This is a genomic window from Psychrobacillus syltrankelensis (assembly GCF_055454035.1).
The window spans coordinates 3,466,310-3,482,826 of the sequence record NZ_CM144227.1; the positions used below are offsets into that span (position 1 = coordinate 3,466,310).

Annotated in this window: 17 protein-coding genes; 12 read left to right on the forward strand and 5 right to left on the reverse strand. The window is 36.0% G+C overall.

Annotated elements, in window-relative coordinates; genetic code table 11:
- Nucleotides 1-86: 86 nt before the first annotated feature.
- Nucleotides 87-320: a hypothetical protein gene (locus ACTSKG_RS16970; protein WP_464755724.1), complete on the forward strand. Its 234-nt coding sequence runs from the start codon at nt 87-89 to the stop codon at nt 318-320.
- 177 nt (nt 321-497) lie between these two features.
- On the opposite strand, the gene ACTSKG_RS16975 is transcribed toward ACTSKG_RS16970, so the two are convergent.
- A complete protein-coding gene (locus ACTSKG_RS16975; protein WP_464755725.1) occupies nt 498-1,637 on the reverse strand; it encodes a zinc-dependent alcohol dehydrogenase in 1,140 nt (379 codons plus the stop codon).
- A 189-nt stretch (nt 1,638-1,826) separates the two neighbouring features.
- Between ACTSKG_RS16975 and ACTSKG_RS16980 the strand changes: the two genes are divergently transcribed.
- The gene (locus ACTSKG_RS16980; RefSeq protein WP_464755726.1) at nt 1,827-2,318 is read left to right on the forward strand and encodes a YflT domain-containing protein; all 492 of its coding nucleotides are present in this window, start codon (nt 1,827-1,829) and stop codon (nt 2,316-2,318) included.
- Nucleotides 2,319-2,413: 95 nt separating this feature from the next.
- Here ACTSKG_RS16980 and rlmD read toward each other — a convergent pair whose 3' ends face one another.
- From rlmD to ACTSKG_RS16995, 3 genes are read right to left on the reverse strand one after another with little or no spacing between them, the layout of a single operon-like run.
- The gene (gene rlmD, locus ACTSKG_RS16985) at nt 2,414-3,790 is read right to left on the reverse strand and encodes a 23S rRNA (uracil(1939)-C(5))-methyltransferase RlmD (RefSeq protein WP_464755727.1); all 1,377 of its coding nucleotides are present in this window, start codon (nt 3,788-3,790) and stop codon (nt 2,414-2,416) included.
- A 45-nt stretch (nt 3,791-3,835) separates the two neighbouring features.
- Entirely contained in the window at nt 3,836-4,642 is an 807-nt protein-coding gene (locus ACTSKG_RS16990; RefSeq protein WP_464755728.1) for a polysaccharide deacetylase family protein, read from the reverse strand.
- Between the two features lie 52 nt (nt 4,643-4,694).
- Entirely contained in the window at nt 4,695-5,591 is an 897-nt protein-coding gene (locus ACTSKG_RS16995; RefSeq protein WP_464755729.1) for a TIGR01777 family oxidoreductase, read from the reverse strand.
- 97 nt (nt 5,592-5,688) lie between these two features.
- Between ACTSKG_RS16995 and recX the strand changes: the two genes are divergently transcribed.
- Genes recX through ACTSKG_RS17010 form a run of 3 tightly spaced genes read left to right on the forward strand, consistent with a single transcriptional unit; the run spans nt 5,689 to nt 7,091 of the window.
- Nucleotides 5,689-6,501, forward strand: coding sequence for a recombination regulator RecX (gene recX, locus ACTSKG_RS17000; protein ID WP_464755730.1), 813 nt, complete (start codon nt 5,689-5,691; stop codon nt 6,499-6,501).
- The gene (locus ACTSKG_RS17005; protein WP_464755731.1) at nt 6,494-6,823 is read left to right on the forward strand and encodes a YfhH family protein; all 330 of its coding nucleotides are present in this window, start codon (nt 6,494-6,496) and stop codon (nt 6,821-6,823) included. The genes recX and ACTSKG_RS17005 overlap by 8 nt, the downstream gene beginning before the upstream one ends.
- A gap of 1 nt (nt 6,824) precedes the next feature.
- On the forward strand, nt 6,825-7,091 hold the full coding sequence (locus ACTSKG_RS17010) for a YfhJ family protein (protein ID WP_464755732.1): 267 nt from the start codon (nt 6,825-6,827) through the stop codon (nt 7,089-7,091).
- 514 nt (nt 7,092-7,605) lie between these two features.
- Here the strand turns inward: ACTSKG_RS17010 and ACTSKG_RS17015 are convergent.
- A complete protein-coding gene (locus ACTSKG_RS17015; RefSeq protein WP_464755733.1) occupies nt 7,606-8,586 on the reverse strand; it encodes a metal-dependent hydrolase in 981 nt (326 codons plus the stop codon).
- Between the two features lie 125 nt (nt 8,587-8,711).
- Between ACTSKG_RS17015 and mutY the strand changes: the two genes are divergently transcribed.
- From mutY to ACTSKG_RS17050, 7 genes are all read left to right on the forward strand, one after another.
- On the forward strand, nt 8,712-9,773 hold the full coding sequence (gene mutY / locus ACTSKG_RS17020) for an A/G-specific adenine glycosylase (protein ID WP_464755734.1): 1,062 nt from the start codon (nt 8,712-8,714) through the stop codon (nt 9,771-9,773).
- A 6-nt stretch (nt 9,774-9,779) separates the two neighbouring features.
- Nucleotides 9,780-10,526: an enoyl-[acyl-carrier-protein] reductase FabL gene (gene fabL / locus ACTSKG_RS17025; protein ID WP_464755735.1), complete on the forward strand. Its 747-nt coding sequence runs from the start codon at nt 9,780-9,782 to the stop codon at nt 10,524-10,526.
- A 39-nt stretch (nt 10,527-10,565) separates the two neighbouring features.
- Entirely contained in the window at nt 10,566-10,844 is a 279-nt protein-coding gene (locus tag ACTSKG_RS17030) for a gamma-type small acid-soluble spore protein (protein ID WP_464755736.1), read from the forward strand.
- A gap of 348 nt (nt 10,845-11,192) precedes the next feature.
- Nucleotides 11,193-11,732, forward strand: coding sequence for a nucleoside tri-diphosphate phosphatase (ntdP, locus tag ACTSKG_RS17035; protein WP_387584931.1), 540 nt, complete (start codon nt 11,193-11,195; stop codon nt 11,730-11,732).
- A gap of 802 nt (nt 11,733-12,534) precedes the next feature.
- Nucleotides 12,535-14,283, forward strand: a complete 1,749-nt coding sequence (locus ACTSKG_RS17040; RefSeq protein ID WP_464755737.1) for an ABC transporter ATP-binding protein — start codon at nt 12,535-12,537, stop codon at nt 14,281-14,283.
- 236 nt (nt 14,284-14,519) lie between these two features.
- Nucleotides 14,520-15,539, forward strand: coding sequence for an ABC transporter ATP-binding protein (locus ACTSKG_RS17045; protein WP_464755738.1), 1,020 nt, complete (start codon nt 14,520-14,522; stop codon nt 15,537-15,539).
- Nucleotides 15,514-16,482, forward strand: coding sequence for an ABC transporter ATP-binding protein (locus tag ACTSKG_RS17050; RefSeq protein ID WP_464755739.1), 969 nt, complete (start codon nt 15,514-15,516; stop codon nt 16,480-16,482). The genes ACTSKG_RS17045 and ACTSKG_RS17050 overlap by 26 nt, the downstream gene beginning before the upstream one ends.
- Nucleotides 16,483-16,517: the final 35 nt, after the last annotated feature.

Below are 16,517 nucleotides of genomic sequence, written 5' to 3' on the forward strand. Positions count from 1 at the left end.
AAAAAACATTGACTTACGAAGGTGAGTCAACCAATTGGAAGGTCATTTATAAAATTATTCAAGATGAGAGGGAAGTTAAGGAACAATTGGTTAAAGTTGAATCCAAAGGAGAAATCCAAAAGAGTAATATAACATTTAAAGTAAAATTTCCTAATCAAGAATGTGAATATAATTTTGATTATGATATTAAAGTTAATAAAGAACATATTCCAGGATGCCTAAAGGAACCGCGCCCTGACAATAAAGATGATTCTTTCAATGTCTCCATAGCATGGGAGGACAAAGAAGAGAACATTGATTTAGAGAAAAATAAAAAATAGCCAGACAATTGATAACTGTATTCCGCTCTATTTGAAGTACAACATAATAGAATTTAATCGGGGATACAACTTCTATATCAAGACTTTAGTCGGCTTGGCAAATTGCCTAGCTGTTGTACAGTTAGGGGAAAAGAAATTACAAGTTGGAAAATAAACTTGTAATTTCTTAGTTGGGAGTTATGGCTTTAAGACAAATTTAATACTTTCGTCTTCATGGTCATGAAATATTTTATAAGCCTCACTTGCTTTTTCTAAAGGCACGCTATGTGTAATAATTTCTTTTGGATCAAACTCTCCATTCATAATCATTTTATATAGCTTGGGCATGTAGTGAATAACAGGTGCTTGTCCCATCTTTAGTGTAATATTCCGCTCGAAAATATTGCCTAGAGGGAACATGTTATAAAGAGCTCCATAAACACCAGTTAACTGAATCGTTCCAAACTTTCTAACAGAATTTAAGGCAATATCAACTGCGCTTAATGTACCACCTTGTAATTTTAACTTTTGCTCCACTTTTTCAAAAGTAGACAATTTACCGTCCATCCCAACACAGTCGATAACAATATCAGCCCCACCATTGGTAAGTTCTTTTAGATGTGCACCCATATCATCGAAATCCTCAAAGTTAAATGCTTCTACTTTATTCATTTTTACGGCATGTTGTAGTCGATAAGGAAGGTGGTCAACAGCAATAACACGTTTGGCGCCTTTCATCCATGCAAACTTTTGAACCATTAACCCAACTGGACCCGAGCCTAATACAGCAACAGTATCACCAGATTTCATTCCAGAGTTTTCAACACTCCAATATGCAGTAGGAAGTACATCTGATAAGAATAATAATGATTCATCTTCTAGTTCACATGATTCCGGAATAACAAAAGGCATGAAGTTTCCATAAGGCACTCTTAAAAATTCTGCTTGTCCACCGGGATAATTGCCGTATCTTTCTGTATAACCAAGATATCCACCAGAATCTACTGCTGGATTATCGTTTGAGTTATCACATTGGCTTTCTAAATCGTTTTGACAATAAAAGCATTCACCGCAAGAAACGTTAAAAGGAATAACTACGCGATCACCTTTTTTTACTTTGGTCACGCTTGGTCCGACTTCTTCTACAATTCCCATAGGTTCATGCCCAATAACAAAATCTTTTTGAGTAGGCATGGAACCTCTATAAATATGGAGATCAGATCCACAAATTGCTGTAGTAGTAATTCGAACGATTATATCGTCTTTTTTTTCTAGTTTTGCATCTGGCACATCTTTCACTTTTATATCCTTTGCTCCTTGGAATGTGACTGCTTTCAAGAATGTTTCCTCCTTCAACTAATATTTTATTAGTATTCCTAGTTTTATAAATAAAACACGTAAAAAAATCGAAAGAATTGGAAGCTCTTGATTGTTACTTGGTGATTACTGTGAAATCTATGTTTTTTGTCCATATTATCGGGTATGTATATAGTAGATTTATAAATTTTCGTAAGGAGGATGATTAGTATGGATAAACGTGTAATTGGTGTTTATGACAATGTAGATGATGCAATCCGAGCGGTTGAGGAATTAAAGGCACAAGGTTATGACCGAGATGATATATCACTTGTTGCAAAAGACCGGGATGAAGTAAAAGCTGTCAATGACGAAACAGGTACCAAAACGGAAGAAGGACTTGCAGCAGGTGCTGCAGCAGGAGGGATTCTTGGTGGGGCAACGGGATTACTAGCGGGTATAGGAGCGCTTGCAATTCCAGGAATTGGGCCAATTTTGGCGGCAGGTCCTATCGCGGCTACATTAACTGGTGTGGCAGTTGGTGCAGGTACAGGCGGACTTGCTGGAGCGCTGATTGGTATGGGAATTCCGGAAGATGAGGCACACCAATACGAGCGGGATATAAAAGAAGGAAAGCTGCTTGTTTTGTTAGATCCGAATGCAAGAAAAAATGGGTCATTCATTAACAATGATTTAAACCAAACTTCAAGATATGATGTATAATAATTTCCAAAAAAACAAGGCTAATCCTTTCTGAGGATTGGCCTTGTTTTTGTGAATATGGGCGCTATTAAGTAGGACACAAATTAACGGATGTTTTAGTTCTTTAATTCCAACAAAGTTACAGCTTCTACATGTGCCGTTTGAGGAAACATGTCCAATGGTTGGATATAATTTACATGATAAACTTTCGTTAATGCTTCTAAATCTTTTGCAAGGGTGGATGGGTTACATGACGTATAAACAAAGCGTTTCGGCTTTATATCTAAAATAGTTTTTAGCAATTCATCATCTAGACCAGCACGTGGCGGATCTACTGTTAAAACATCTGGAACAAAGCCTTCGTTTTTCCACTTTTGTAGCCATTGTTTTGCGGTGCCTTGAACATATGTCGCATTTTTAAATCCATTCCGTTTTGCATTTCGTTTTGCATCTTTAATAGATTCTTCAATAATGTCCATACCTCGGATTTCTTTTGCATTTTTTGCAAGCCAAAGCCCAATTGTACCAACACCACAATAAGCATCCACTACTGTTTCATTACCTGTAAGTCCTGCGGCTTTTTCAATTTCATTATATAAATGTTCGGTTTGTTCCGGGTTTAACTGGAAGAACGCACGAGCAGATAAATCGAATGCTAATTCTCCTAGTTTTTCATGAATCGTTTCTTTACCATGAAGGTTAAATGTAGTTTCACCGAAAATAAGCGATGTATCTTCTGCATTTATATTCTGACTGATGGAAACAATATTTGGATCTATTGCGCGTATTTTTTGTACAAGTTCTTCCTTATGAGGCATTTTCTTCTGTGTAGTAACTAGCGTTACTTGTATTTGACCCGTTTTCATACCCGTTCGAACGACTATTGTGCGGACAATACCTTTAGAGTTTCTTCCATCATAAATAGGAATATTTAGTTCTTGTAATTGTTTTTTTATTTCATTTGTAATATGTGTTGTGACTGGATGTTGGACCGCACATTCGTTAATGTCGATTAACATATTTGATTCTTCCGCATACAATCCTGCAATTACTTTATCTCCTAATGGTCTTACTTGAAACTGGCTTTTGTTTCGGTAATGCCATGGATTGTCCATTCCAATTGTTTTTCTAACTTCTATCGTTGGAGCTAAATCTTTGACATAGCGTTCCAATGCTTGAACGACTAAGTCTCTTTTTTCTATAAGCTGTCTATCGTATGTCATATGCTGTAACTGACATCCTCCGCATGAATCATATACTCCACATGAAGGAGTAACCCGGTCAGGAGATGCTTGTCTAATTTTTTTAATAATTGCTTCCGCATATTTGGGTTTAGCGACTGTTACTTCTGCAGTAATCACTTCGCCGGGTAAAGCCCCTTTTACAAATACAGCACTGCGTTTGTAAAAGCCAACACCTTCTCCATTAATTCCCAATCTTTTTATCGTTAACGGAAATTGTTGACCTACTTGAATTGTTTCTTGTTCTTTCATACCTTCACGTCCTTTATAATCTTCCCTCTATTATAAAGGACAAATTCACTGTTGGGAAGAAAGCGGAATATCTAGATTATTCATATTCAGTTCATCAAGTGTTCCAAATGTATAGCCCATCTTTCTTGCTTCCGTTATAAACATAGGTAGACCTTCTGCATTATCAGGTGAAACGGTATGCATTAATATGATTGCTCCTGGATGAATTTGGGACATTAATTGGTCATAAGCGTATTTTCCGCCTTTTTTCTGATCTCTGTGCCAATCGATAAATGCAACAGACCAAAAGATATGCTGATAGCCAATTTCGTTTGCCGCTTCTAGTACCTGTTCATTAAAAATACCTTCAGGCGGTCGAGTAACAGTCGTTCTTTTTAGAGGGGTTAATTCACTTAAGCGTTGGTCAAACTTTTGTAATTCTTTTTTTACACCATCTTTCGAAAGTCTAGCTAGGTTCGGGTGACCATATGAATGATTTCCTATTTGATGGCCGTCCTTAATCATTCGTTCTACTAGATCTGTCGCGCTTTCTAAATAATGCCCAGTTAGAAAAAACGTTGCTTTAATATCTTCTTTTTTAAGCGTATCTAAAATGCTCTCTGTATAACCGTTTTCATAGCCGTTATCAAAGGTGAAATAAATAATTTTTTTATTAGGGGAGCCTTTATAAATTGCGCCATTTCGTTCTAGTATTGCATCCAACTCAGCCCCAGCTTCTGCTGGTACTTCTTTTGTTGCTCTTTTCAGTCCCCAGTGTATTTCTTTAGATTGTGCAGAGAACGATTGATAGAAGAATCCCATACTTAAGACAAAAGCCGCTAATACTATTCCGAGTACATGATATTTCCACATAGAAAACGCAACCTTTCTTTTTCGATAGGTTGCGCTAGAGAATTTTATTTATTCATCTATAAATATCGTTTAAAGCTTTTGTCAAATTTGGAAATTCAAAAATAAAATCATTTTCCAACAATACAATTGGTTGTACATGCTGTCCTTCCACTACAAGTTGACTCTTTTCACCGAGTGCTAATTTTAAAACGATGGATGAAACAGGTAAGTAATATGGTCTGTTTAACACGGTTGCTAATGTTTTTCCGAATTCATTCATTCTTTTTGCATGTGGAGCAGCCACATTAAAAGCACCATGTATTTCATGTTCGATTGCAAAAAGTAACGCTTTTACAACATCAATAACATGAACCCAAGACATCCAGTTTTGACCAGATCCAATTGGGCCACCGACAAACATTTTATATGGTAATGCCATAAGAGGAAGTGCACCTTCATTTTTTCCAAGAATAATACCGAATCTTCCATAAGCTACTCGAATACCTAATTGCTCTGCCATATTTGCTTTTTGTTCCCAATCATGAACGGTTTTTGCGAGAAAGTCAGTTCCGATAGTAGTTGATTGCTCTGTATATATATTTTCCTCTGAGGCCGGATAAATTCCTATTGCACTAGCATTTATGAGAACTTTGGGCTTGTTTTTTAATGCTTTAAGTATTCGAAGTACCTCATCGATTGCTGTCATACGACTGTCATAAATTTTCTTTTTTTGTTTTTCAGTCCATCTACCATTATTAATGGATTCACCAGCCAGATTAATAATTGCATCGATTCCTTCTAATTCTTTTTCAGGTTGAGAATTCTCCGTTAGCCATCTAATAAAAGTTGCGTCATTTGTTATTTTATTTATTGAACGAGATAAAATAAATACATGATGTCCTTTTTGCACAAGAAGCTTCGTCAGTTCTCTTCCTACAAACCCTGTACCGCCAGTAATTGCGATTTTCATTATCCAAACCTCCCTGATAGTTATCTTAGCATGCCTTGCAGTTATCACCTATGAATTTATACGCTATAATGATAGGAGAGGAATGGAGAGGTTAGTAATGCCGATTATTACAAAAATAGGTCGTCAAAAAAACAATAAAGAACGATATAACTTATATTTGGATGAAAAATATGCTTTTAGTGTCGATGAAGCAGTTTTAATAAAATATCAGCTTTCAAAAGGGAAAGTGATGGAAGCTTTTACGATAGATGAAATCGTTTTTGATGATGAAGTAAGAAAGGCTTATAATAAAGCGATCAACTTTTTAAGTTATCGTATGAGAAGTGAACATGAAGTAAAGCAGAAGTTAAAAATGAGTGAATTTGGCGAAGCTGTTATTTTAGAAGCAGTTCGAAAATTATATGAGCATGGATTTTTAAATGACGAGAGCTTTACAAAAGCATTAGTAAATACACAAAAGAAAAATAGTAAAAAAGGTCCAACTGCTATAAGACAAGAGTTAAAGAAAAAAGGGATTGAAAAAGATCTTCAAGAAGAAGTGTTAGCCACTTACACAGAGGATGAACAACTCAACATTGCACGGACACTGACAGAAAAAATAATAAACCAGAACTCAGATAAAACCCCAAGGCAAATAAAACAAAAAGTGCAAGATTCTTTGCAAAGAAAAGGATATAACTTTTCGATTATTTCCCAAGCAATAGACACTTTTGAACTGGAAAAAGAACAAGACGAATGGGAAGATATTATTGCGGAGCAAGGAGATAAGGTTTGGAGGAAATATGCTTCCAAATATTCCGGGTATGATTTGAAAAAGCGAGTAAAAACAGCACTGTATCAAAAAGGATTTCCTGGAGAACAAATCGATCTCTATATAGAAAAGAAGGAGCTGGAACAACAAGATGAGTGAAAAAAAATATAGCGATATGAATGAACACGAATTACGCACGGAGATCGCGAATTTAAAAGAGAAAGCACGTAAAGCAGAACAATTAGGGATAGTTAATGAGTATGCTGTATATGAAAGAAAAGCAACGATGGCTCAAGCATTTCTAACTGACCCAACTTCTATTAAACCAGGTGAAATGTACAGAATTTCTAGTGATCCAGGAATGTTTTTTCAAGTGGAATACCTGAAAGGAAGATTTGCTTGGGGATATAGATTAGGCGGAGAAAAGTACGAGGAAGCGTTACCGATTTCTTTACTTATGCCTTTAAAGGAAGGGAAATAAGATGCAAGATAGAATAGACGCCTTAACAACTCAATTAATAGAAAAAAACGATCAATTATCTGCTTCCAAAGCAAGAATTTGGATTGAACTACTTTGGTCAGATTTTGAATCTTCTTATGCTCGAGCTGGTTATGATTATAAAGGAGCAGCGGTAACCGAAATGGTTATTAAAAAATGGATTGAGGGATATGGAAATCAGCTTCATGAATTTGCAAGCTCCAATGAAAAGTACAAGCATCTTCTTGAAGGTGAAGATTTTCTAAATTAATAAAACGCTAGGACTTGTAAAAATCCTAGCGTTTCCCTTTTACTTCGAAATTGCGACGAGTAACCTCAGGAATAGATGTTCCATTCAAAGTACTCAGGTATTTGCGCCATCTCACACAAAGTTAACTCTTTATATGGAGAAATGGTTGCTTATACGATAAAATTGGTTGCTTTCGTCTCGAGATTGGTTGCTGTCACTGGGGAATCTGTTGCTTTCTCCTTACAATTAGTTGCTCTATGACAGTTTTTAACTTTTGTTTCTCATAAAAATAGACAGTATCTATTGATTAAGAAATCCAGAGCGGATGAAATTGTATCTTCGTCCGCTTTTAAAAGACTAGGTAAGATATATTTTGGACAAACATCCGCCACAAGATTACCCAAAAAAATGGCTCGTGAAGTGACGTAGTCACTTAATGAGCCATTACTCTAACGGTAATGATGTAGCTTATGTTTTGTCCAAAGCACTCTGGAAACGGTGAGGACAAGATGCTCTTAAAGTACGTTCCCCTTTTTTAATTAGGCATAAAGTCAAGTTTTTTACGTAGTTTATCTTCACTAAATATCCAGCCTGTATACGAGTTAACAATTTCTAACTCTTCATTTAAATGAGCTACTGCCACAAAAGGATAATAGTCATTACTTCTATACCTTAAATCGATTAAACGGACTTCGTATAAATGGTCAAGTTTCTTAACCTCCCATCGATAGATAGGGGAAAAAGAAATAAAAGCGCTTAAGTTTCTATCTTTCAAAGCTGCTTTTACTAATTTGGAATCAGGTAGTGGAATACGTTCAAACTTATCGTATATTGTTATGGATCGACCATAAGCTCTTCCAACATAATGATGGGTTTCTGAATTAGCGGCTACTCGCCACTGGAAAAACTTCATTGTTGGTGCAACTATTATTTGTTTTGCGTTTGGAATCGTACGCTTCACGGAATTTTTTACGGCAGCTTGCACAGCAAATCGTAATATATAATAACAAACGATGATTCCGTACATAATAAGAAAGGTTGGTACAGGTTTTGCACCGAACATCCAAAATAGTAAACCAACTACATGCAATCCGAAAATAATTGGATCAAAGGTATTTATAACACCGAGGGCTACCCATTTTCTTGAAAAGGGTCGTATCGCCTGAGTTCCATAGGAATTAAAAATATCTACAAAAACATGGAGAAAAACAGCTAAAAATGTCCATAGCCAAAGATGTAGAAAGTTGGCATCTTGTACAAATAACCATAATACGGACGAAATAAGCAAAGGCCATAAAATAACGGCGGGAATGGAATGTGTGATTCCACGATGATGTCTAATATATACCGCATTATTGCGTAATTTTAATATTGTATCTATATCAGGCGCTTGAGAACCTATAATTGTGCCAGCAATAACTGCTGCAGTAGTAATTGAGCTACCTGCAACAACAGGGTCAGCAAGTGCTAATCCTCCAAGGGCAATGCCCATTACGATATGTGTACCTGTATCCATTCGAAACCAGCTCCTTTTTGGACAACAAGTTACTTTCATCATAAAATAAACTCAGAAAAATAACAAAGTCCACTCTATTATATACCCGATTATTCTGTACAATAATCGTAAGGAAGGAATTTACATTGAACGATTTATATAAAAAACAAGTAAGTAATGCTTTAGTATCGTGGTTCAACGAAGAAAAAAGGGATTTACCTTGGCGAAAAACGAAGAATCCGTATAAAATTTGGGTTTCGGAAGTAATGCTTCAGCAAACAAAGGTAGATACTGTTATCCCTTATTATGAAAGATTTATCACAAAATATCCTTCACTTGAATCACTTGCAAATGCAGATGAAGAGGAACTACTTAAAGAGTGGGAAGGTTTAGGGTATTATTCAAGAGCACGGAACTTACAAGCCGGAGTTAAAGAAGTGATGGAAGATTATAATGGTGTCGTTCCATCAACTAGAAAAGAAATATCTAAACTAAAAGGTGTTGGGCCATATACTGCAGGAGCAGTTCTCAGTATTGCATATGGTGTGCCTGAGCATGCAGTCGATGGAAATGTAATGCGAGTGCTATCCCGTTTGTTATTAATAAAAGAAGATATTGCCAAACCAAAAACGAAGAAAATTTTTGAAGATGCGGTGATGGAATTAATCGATGAAGAAAATCCTTCTGCATTCAATCAAGGATTAATGGAGCTTGGGGCAATAATATGTACGCCTACAAAACCAAAATGTCTATTATGTCCTGTTAGAGAATATTGCACAGCATTTTTTGAGGGAATGCAAGAGGAATTACCGATTAAAACGATTATCAAGAAAACGAAAATACATAAAATGAAGTCTATTGTTATTGAATCGGCAGATGGAAGGATTCTTCTTGAAAAACGTCCTTCCAAAGGTTTACTAGCGAATATGTGGCAATTTCCTATGGTAGAGCTTCCAACACCGAATCATACTGTTGAAGAAATAATCGAACATGATTATCAAATGAACATTGTAAAAGGTAAAGAAATACTCACCTTTAAACATATTTTTTCCCATCTAACATGGGAAATGGAAAGCTATGAAGCAAAGTTAATAAATATAATTGACTTACCAGCAAATTGTAAGTGGTACACAAGAGAAGAAATTGAAAATCAACCGATGCCTGTTCCAGTATTGAAAATTTGGAACGCATGGAAAGAAAGGAATTAGCAAATAATGACGACTAATAAAGTAGCACTAGTAACAGGGAGTAGTAGAGGATTAGGAAAAGCAATTGCTATAGAACTTGCAAAACATGGATACGATATAGTTGTAAACTATGCAAGAAGTAAAACAGCTGCTCTTGAAACTGTACAAGAGATAGAAGCACTTGGAAGAAAAGCTCTTCTTGTTCGTGCGAATGTTGGAGATGTAGAAAAATTACGAGCAATGTTTGAAAAAATTAAAGAAGAGTTTGGTCGATTAGATGTCTTTGTGAGTAATGCAGCTTCTGGCGTTTTACGACCTATTATGGAACTAGAAGAGTCTCATTGGGATTGGACGATGAATATTAACGCAAAAGGGATGCTTTTTGGTGCACAAGAGGCAGCTAAGCTAATGAATCAAGGTGGGAAAATACTTGGAATTAGCTCTCTTGGTTCTATTCGCTACTTGGAAAATTATACAACTGTCGGAGTATCGAAAGCTGCTATAGAATCGATTACAAGATATTTAGCAGTAGAATTAGCACCAAAAGGAATTGTAGTTAATACCGTTTCTGGTGGCGCATTAGATACAGAGGCATTAACACATTTTCCTAATCGAGAAGAATTATTAGAAGATGCTCGTATTAATACTCCTGCAGGAAGAATGGTTGAAATAGAGGATATGGTGAAGACTGCAATGTTCTTATTATCAGATGACTCATCAATGATTTGTGGACAAACGATTATAGTCGATGGAGGAAGATCATTAAAATTATAAAAGTTACATGAATATATTCATCAATAGTGCACATGATAAATGTGTACGGAGGTGAAATCCATGAAAAAGAATAACAGTAAACAACCAAACGCAAACCAATTCAATACCCCTGAGTTTGCTTCTGAAACTGATGTTCAAGAGGTAAGAGAACAAAACCGTCAATCTTCAATCGGTCAATCTCAAAATCAATCCAATGCCTCTGAGTTTGCTTCAGAAACTGATATTCAACACGTAAAAGAACAAAACCGTCAAGCGGAAATGAAAAAACAACAAGCAACCGCTCAAAAATCAAGTAGTTCTTTTAACCAAACTAAATAATTGCATGGATTCACCGAAATCAGCGAGGGCTTTTTGCCCTCGCTGATTTTTTTACTACAGTTTTTTGGAATGGATTGCTATAATAAGAAAATAAGTTTAACTATTTAGCAAATGTTTTCTGCGATGAGCATTCGCAGTATTCTCCCATTTTTTAAAACCGTACAATGGAAATAATACTAAAGACAATTCACAAGGAACTGCCCTAATTGAACAAAGTTAATATCTAAGGCGTATGTCACAGATTTTGGTGGGAGTTCATCGAGGTAAACTCGATGCAATATCTGGACCAATTACGCCAAGGAGAATTTGATAATATAATCTTGCGTATGTCGAAAAGGTGGCTAAATCATGGCGATTCCAACAGAAGGAGAAATTATTCAAATTCACAGCTACAAGCATAATGGCCGTATCCACCGTGTCTGGCAGGAAACGATGGTTTTAAAAGGTACCAAAAATATTGTCATTGGTGCAAATGAACGTACACTTGTAATAGAGGCAGACGGTAGAACCTGGATTACAAGAGAACCTTCCATTTGTTACTTTCATGCAGAACATTGGTTCAACATTATTTGTATGCTTCGAGAAGATGGCGTCTATTATTACATCAATATGAGTTCGCCGTTTGTCTATAGTAATCAACGATTAAAGTATATCGATTATGATTTAGATGTAAAGGTTTTTCCAGACATGACCTATACAATTTTAGATGAAGATGAATATGAACAGCATAAAAAGGAAATGAATTATCCAAATGAGATAGATGGGATTCTAGATCGAAATATTGAAAAACTTATTTCATGGATAAAGCAAAGAAGAGGTCCCTTTGCACCTGACTTTATCGAAGCGTGGACAAGCCGCTATCAATTTTATAAACAGCTAAATGAGTAGACGGAAAACCTGTTGAATTTATGCAACAGGTTTTTCAAATTTTGAGTAAAATGAAAAGCTTTTCTATGGGCTTTGGAACTTCCTCCTCGCTATACTTAAAGAAATTATATAAAATTATATGTTAGGTATTCAATATACATAGCGCTTCATAGTCCTTGTAATTTTTAGTATATAAATTTTTTATGCTATGAACAGGTTGATTTCCGCTGCAGGCTGACGCTTTTCAGGGGGCAAGCATCAAGCCGCTTCGGGCCAACACGACGTTGGTCACAAAGGCGTTGCCACACGAGGTGGCGCTCTTAGCCTTTGAACAATTGAACGCTCCGTCCAGGGTCTTGATTTGCTTGCTAATCCCCTAGGAGTCGCCGCCTTCCTCTCCAATCAACAGTGCGATTAAGAAAGACAATATGCTACGTAGAAATAAAAAATTATAACTTATCATGGTTTATCAATGGGGTAAGAGGAACTAGGGGAAAAAAATAGATAGTATCTAAAGATAAAGAAGTGAAGAGCTTCCGAAATTGTATCTTCGGAAGCTTTTAAATGAGTAGGGGAGTATTTTTTCTCTAATTAGCCAAAGCAAACGCATTATGTCCATACATATTCCGAGAGGGCGACGGACAAACATCCGCCACAAGATTACCGAAAAAAGTGTCTCTGGAAGTGACGCAGTCACTTCCAGAGACACAATTCCAACGATAATAGTGTAGTGAATGTTTCGTCCAAAGCACTCTGGAAACGGTGAGCACAGTATGCTATTAAAGGATGCTTGCGCATTTCTTAACTGAAAGGAAGTAATATTATGAGTTCGATGAAACGCTACATGCAATTTGTAAAACCATATAACGTCCAAATATTTATCACAATTGTCATTGGTATTATTAAATTTGCCATACCTTTATTTATTCCAATCCTCATTAAGATCGTAATTGACGATATTATAGGTGCAAAAGGGTTGACTCCAGATGAAAAAATGCATCAATTAGTTTATTGGCTAGGAGGAACTTCCTTAATCTTTTTAATCGTTCGTCCACCAATCGAGTATTATCGACAATATTTGGCACAATTAGTGAGTAATAAAATCCTATATGATATTCGTAAAAAGTTATATATTCATCTTCAAAAGCTAAGCTTAAAATATTATTCGAATACACGTGCTGGTGAGGTTATTTCAAGAGTAATAAATGACGTAGAACAAACGAAAAACTTTGTTATGATCGGTTTAATGAATGTCTGGTTGGATTTAGCGACTATTCTCATTGCCATTGGAATTATGTTAACCATGAATGTGAAGTTAACGCTTGTGACATTGCTGGCCTTTCCATTTTACGCATTTAGTGTGAAGTACTTTTTTGGTAGATTACGTGATCTTACAAGAAAACGTTCGCAAGCACTTGCAGGAGTTCAAAGTTATTTACATGAGCGAGTTCAAGGTATGAGCATTATTAAAACATTTACACTAGAGAAACATGAACAAAAGTTATTTGATAAAGCAAATGGTGAATTTCTAGATAAAGCGGTTGATCAAACAATTTGGAATGCGAAAGCATTTGCAGTCGTAAATACAATAACGGATATTGCACCGCTTCTCGTAATAGCATTTGCTGGGTATGAAGCTATTAATGGAAGATTGTCGGTCGGAACGATGGCCGCTTTTGTAGCATATATTGAACGATTATATAGTCCACTAAGACGGTTAGTTAATTCATCAACAACGTTAACCCAATCTTTTGCATCGATGGATCGGGTTTTTGAGTTAATGGATGAAGGATACGATATAGTTGATAAAAAAGGTGCGTCCACACTTAATTATTCGACTGGTGACGTTACTTTTTCTAATGTTTCTTTTCAGTATGAAAAAGATGGAAATACGATATTAAATAATGTAAATTTCCATGTAAATGCCGGTGAAACCGTAGCATTTGTTGGGATGAGTGGTGGCGGGAAATCGACGATAATCAGTCTTATCCCAAGGTTTTTCGATGTAACAAGTGGCAGTGTACAAATTGATGGAAAAGATATACGCGACGTAACGATTGAATCCTTACGTAAACATATTGGAATAGTATTACAAGATAACATATTATTTAGTGATTCGGTTAAAACGAATATATTAATGGGAAATCCAAATGCTTCTGATGAGGAAGTAATTGAAGCTGCAAAAGCAGCTAATGCACATGATTTCATTATGGAATTACCAGAAGGTTATGAAACAAAAGTCGGAGAAAGAGGAGTGAAATTGTCAGGTGGACAAAAGCAACGTGTTGCAATTGCCCGCGTTTTCTTAAAAAATCCTACAATTTTAGTTCTAGATGAAGCAACCTCCGCATTAGATTTAGAGAGTGAATCATTAATCCAAGACTCATTAGAACGATTGGCAAAAAATCGGACGACAATAATAGTAGCCCACAGACTTTCAACAATTACCCATGCAGATAATATTTTTGTTATCGAAAATGGGGAAGTTGTTGAAAATGGAAAACACAATGTTTTAATGGGACAAAAAGGAGTATATTTTAACCTCTTTCAAATACAACAATTAGATAAATAAAAATTAAAAGCACTCTATAAGTAATCTTATACTTATAGGGTGCTTTTTGGTATAAATATTAATGGAATGGATAACTAATAAAATGTATGAAAATACAGTTAGATTTGGATAATGTCTATGTCAAAAGACGTATTACTTTTGATAAAGGTATTGCATAAGTCAATATTTTGTGTAGAATATCTATTAAGTACTTCAAAAGATAGAAAGTTTAGATTATTTTGAAATGAGGGAGCGACTTGAGGGAACGTGAAATAATTTTAGAAGTGAAAAATCTTCAAACTTCCTTTTTCACAGACGATGGGGTTATTCCATCCGTAGATTTTGTTGATTTTCATGTAAGAGAAGGAGAAGTCCTTGGAATTGTGGGAGAGTCTGGATGTGGGAAAAGTGTTACATCTCTTTCTATAATGGGTTTAGTTCCAAGTCCTCCTGGCAAAATTACGAATGGACAAATTTTATTTAAAGGAAAAGATTTGACAAAGCTTTCCGAAAAAGAAATGCGAAATGTTCGGGGAAATGAAGTAGCAATGATATTTCAAGAACCTATGACATCTTTAAACCCTTTATTTACAATTGGAAATCAACTCATGGAAGCAATTACACTACATAAAAAAGACTGGAACAAAAAGCAAGTTAAAGCAAGAGCAGTTGAAATGTTAAAGCTAGTTGGGTTACCTAGAGCAGAAGAGTTAATGAGAGATTATCCACACCAACTTTCTGGTGGGATGAGGCAACGAGTCATGATTGCCATGGCATTAGTATGCGATCCAAAAGTTCTCATTGCAGATGAACCAACGACTGCTTTAGATGTAACTATACAAGCACAAATATTAAAGCTAATGAGAGAATTGAATGAACGTTTAAATACAGCGGTTATATTAATTACACATGATTTAGGAGTTGTCGCAGAAACTTGTGAGCGGGTAGTCGTTATGTACGCAGGGAAAGTTGTAGAAGAGGGATTGGTTGAAACGATTTTCAATAATCCTCAACACCCATATACGAAGGGGTTAATAGCCTCTGTTCCAGATATGCGTCATAAAAAACAACGACTTTATTCAATTCCAGGAAACGTTCCAAAACCAGGTACGATTAAGAACGGTTGCCGATTTGCGGCACGTTGTGAATTTGTGTTCGGACGTTGTACAGAGGAAAGCCCTTCTTTGTATGAAACATCTTCAGGACATAAGACGAGATGTTTCCTATACGATGAGAAGGAGGTAGGAGTAAATGACAAAACCGCTGCTACAAGTTGAAGGATTAAAAAAGTACTTTCCTACTCATTCGGGAATTTTAGGAAAACAATCGGGTTATGTAAAAGCAGTAGATGATGTGTCTTTTTATGTAAATGAAGGAGAGACATTAGGAATTGTGGGAGAGTCCGGTTGCGGTAAATCTACTACTGGACGCATGCTTATGAGATTACTAGAACCGACAGAAGGGAAAGTAACTTTTGACGGAAAAGAAATAACGAATATTTCTAGTTCGGAAATGAGAAAAGCCCGAAGAGAAATTCAAATGGTTTTTCAAGATCCATATGCTTCTTTAAACCCGAGACATACCGTAGAAAAGATATTAATGGAGCCACTCATAGTTCATAATATTGGGAACGCTAAGAGTCGGAAAAAGAAAGTATATGACTTTTTAGAGATTGTAGGGCTGAGCAGTTATCATGCGAAACGATATCCACATCAATTTAGTGGTGGGCAACGACAGCGTATTGGCATTGCAAGAGCATTAATGACAAACCCAAAGCTAATTATTGCGGATGAGCCAGTTTCAGCACTAGATGTATCTATTCAAGCACAAGTTCTTAATCTTATGCAAGATTTACAGAAAGAACTTAAGCTAACGTATATTTTTATAGCGCACGATTTAGGGGTAGTTCGACATATAAGTGATCGTGTTGGCGTTATGTATTTAGGTAGAATGGCTGAACTTGCTACAAGTGAGTCTTTGTATGCCGAGCCTCTACATCCATATACAAAAGCATTGCTTTCAGCAGTTCCTGTTCCTGACCCAGCATTTAAAAGGGAACAGATTATATTAGAAGGAGATATTCCTAGTCCTTCTAACCCACCAACAGGTTGTACATTCCATACTCGTTGTCCTTTTAAAATGGACGTTTGTACAACCGTTGTACCGAAACTTGAAGAAGTGAAGCCAGGTCATTTTGTTGCATGCCATTTATACAAATAGGTAGCGCAATATTGATAATATAATTTACGGAGGGG

Coding starts and splice junctions, on each gene's coding strand:
- ACTSKG_RS16980 (WP_464755726.1), top strand. CDS start 1,827: ATGGATAAACGTGTAATTGGTGTTTATGACAATGTAGATGATGCAATC.
- rlmD (WP_464755727.1), bottom strand. CDS start 3,790: ATGAAAGAACAAGAAACAATTCAAGTAGGTCAACAATTTCCGTTAACG.
- ACTSKG_RS16990 (WP_464755728.1), bottom strand. CDS start 4,642: ATGTGGAAATATCATGTACTCGGAATAGTATTAGCGGCTTTTGTCTTA.
- ACTSKG_RS16995 (WP_464755729.1), bottom strand. CDS start 5,591: ATGAAAATCGCAATTACTGGCGGTACAGGGTTTGTAGGAAGAGAACTG.
- recX (WP_464755730.1), top strand. CDS start 5,689: ATGCCGATTATTACAAAAATAGGTCGTCAAAAAAACAATAAAGAACGA.
- ACTSKG_RS17005 (WP_464755731.1), top strand. CDS start 6,494: ATGAGTGAAAAAAAATATAGCGATATGAATGAACACGAATTACGCACG.
- ACTSKG_RS17010 (WP_464755732.1), top strand. CDS start 6,825: ATGCAAGATAGAATAGACGCCTTAACAACTCAATTAATAGAAAAAAAC.
- ACTSKG_RS17015 (WP_464755733.1), bottom strand. CDS start 8,586: ATGGATACAGGTACACATATCGTAATGGGCATTGCCCTTGGAGGATTA.
- fabL (WP_464755735.1), top strand. CDS start 9,780: ATGACGACTAATAAAGTAGCACTAGTAACAGGGAGTAGTAGAGGATTA.
- ACTSKG_RS17030 (WP_464755736.1), top strand. CDS start 10,566: ATGTGTACGGAGGTGAAATCCATGAAAAAGAATAACAGTAAACAACCA.
- ntdP (WP_387584931.1), top strand. CDS start 11,193: ATGGCGATTCCAACAGAAGGAGAAATTATTCAAATTCACAGCTACAAG.
- ACTSKG_RS17040 (WP_464755737.1), top strand. CDS start 12,535: ATGAGTTCGATGAAACGCTACATGCAATTTGTAAAACCATATAACGTC.
- ACTSKG_RS17050 (WP_464755739.1), top strand. CDS start 15,514: ATGACAAAACCGCTGCTACAAGTTGAAGGATTAAAAAAGTACTTTCCT.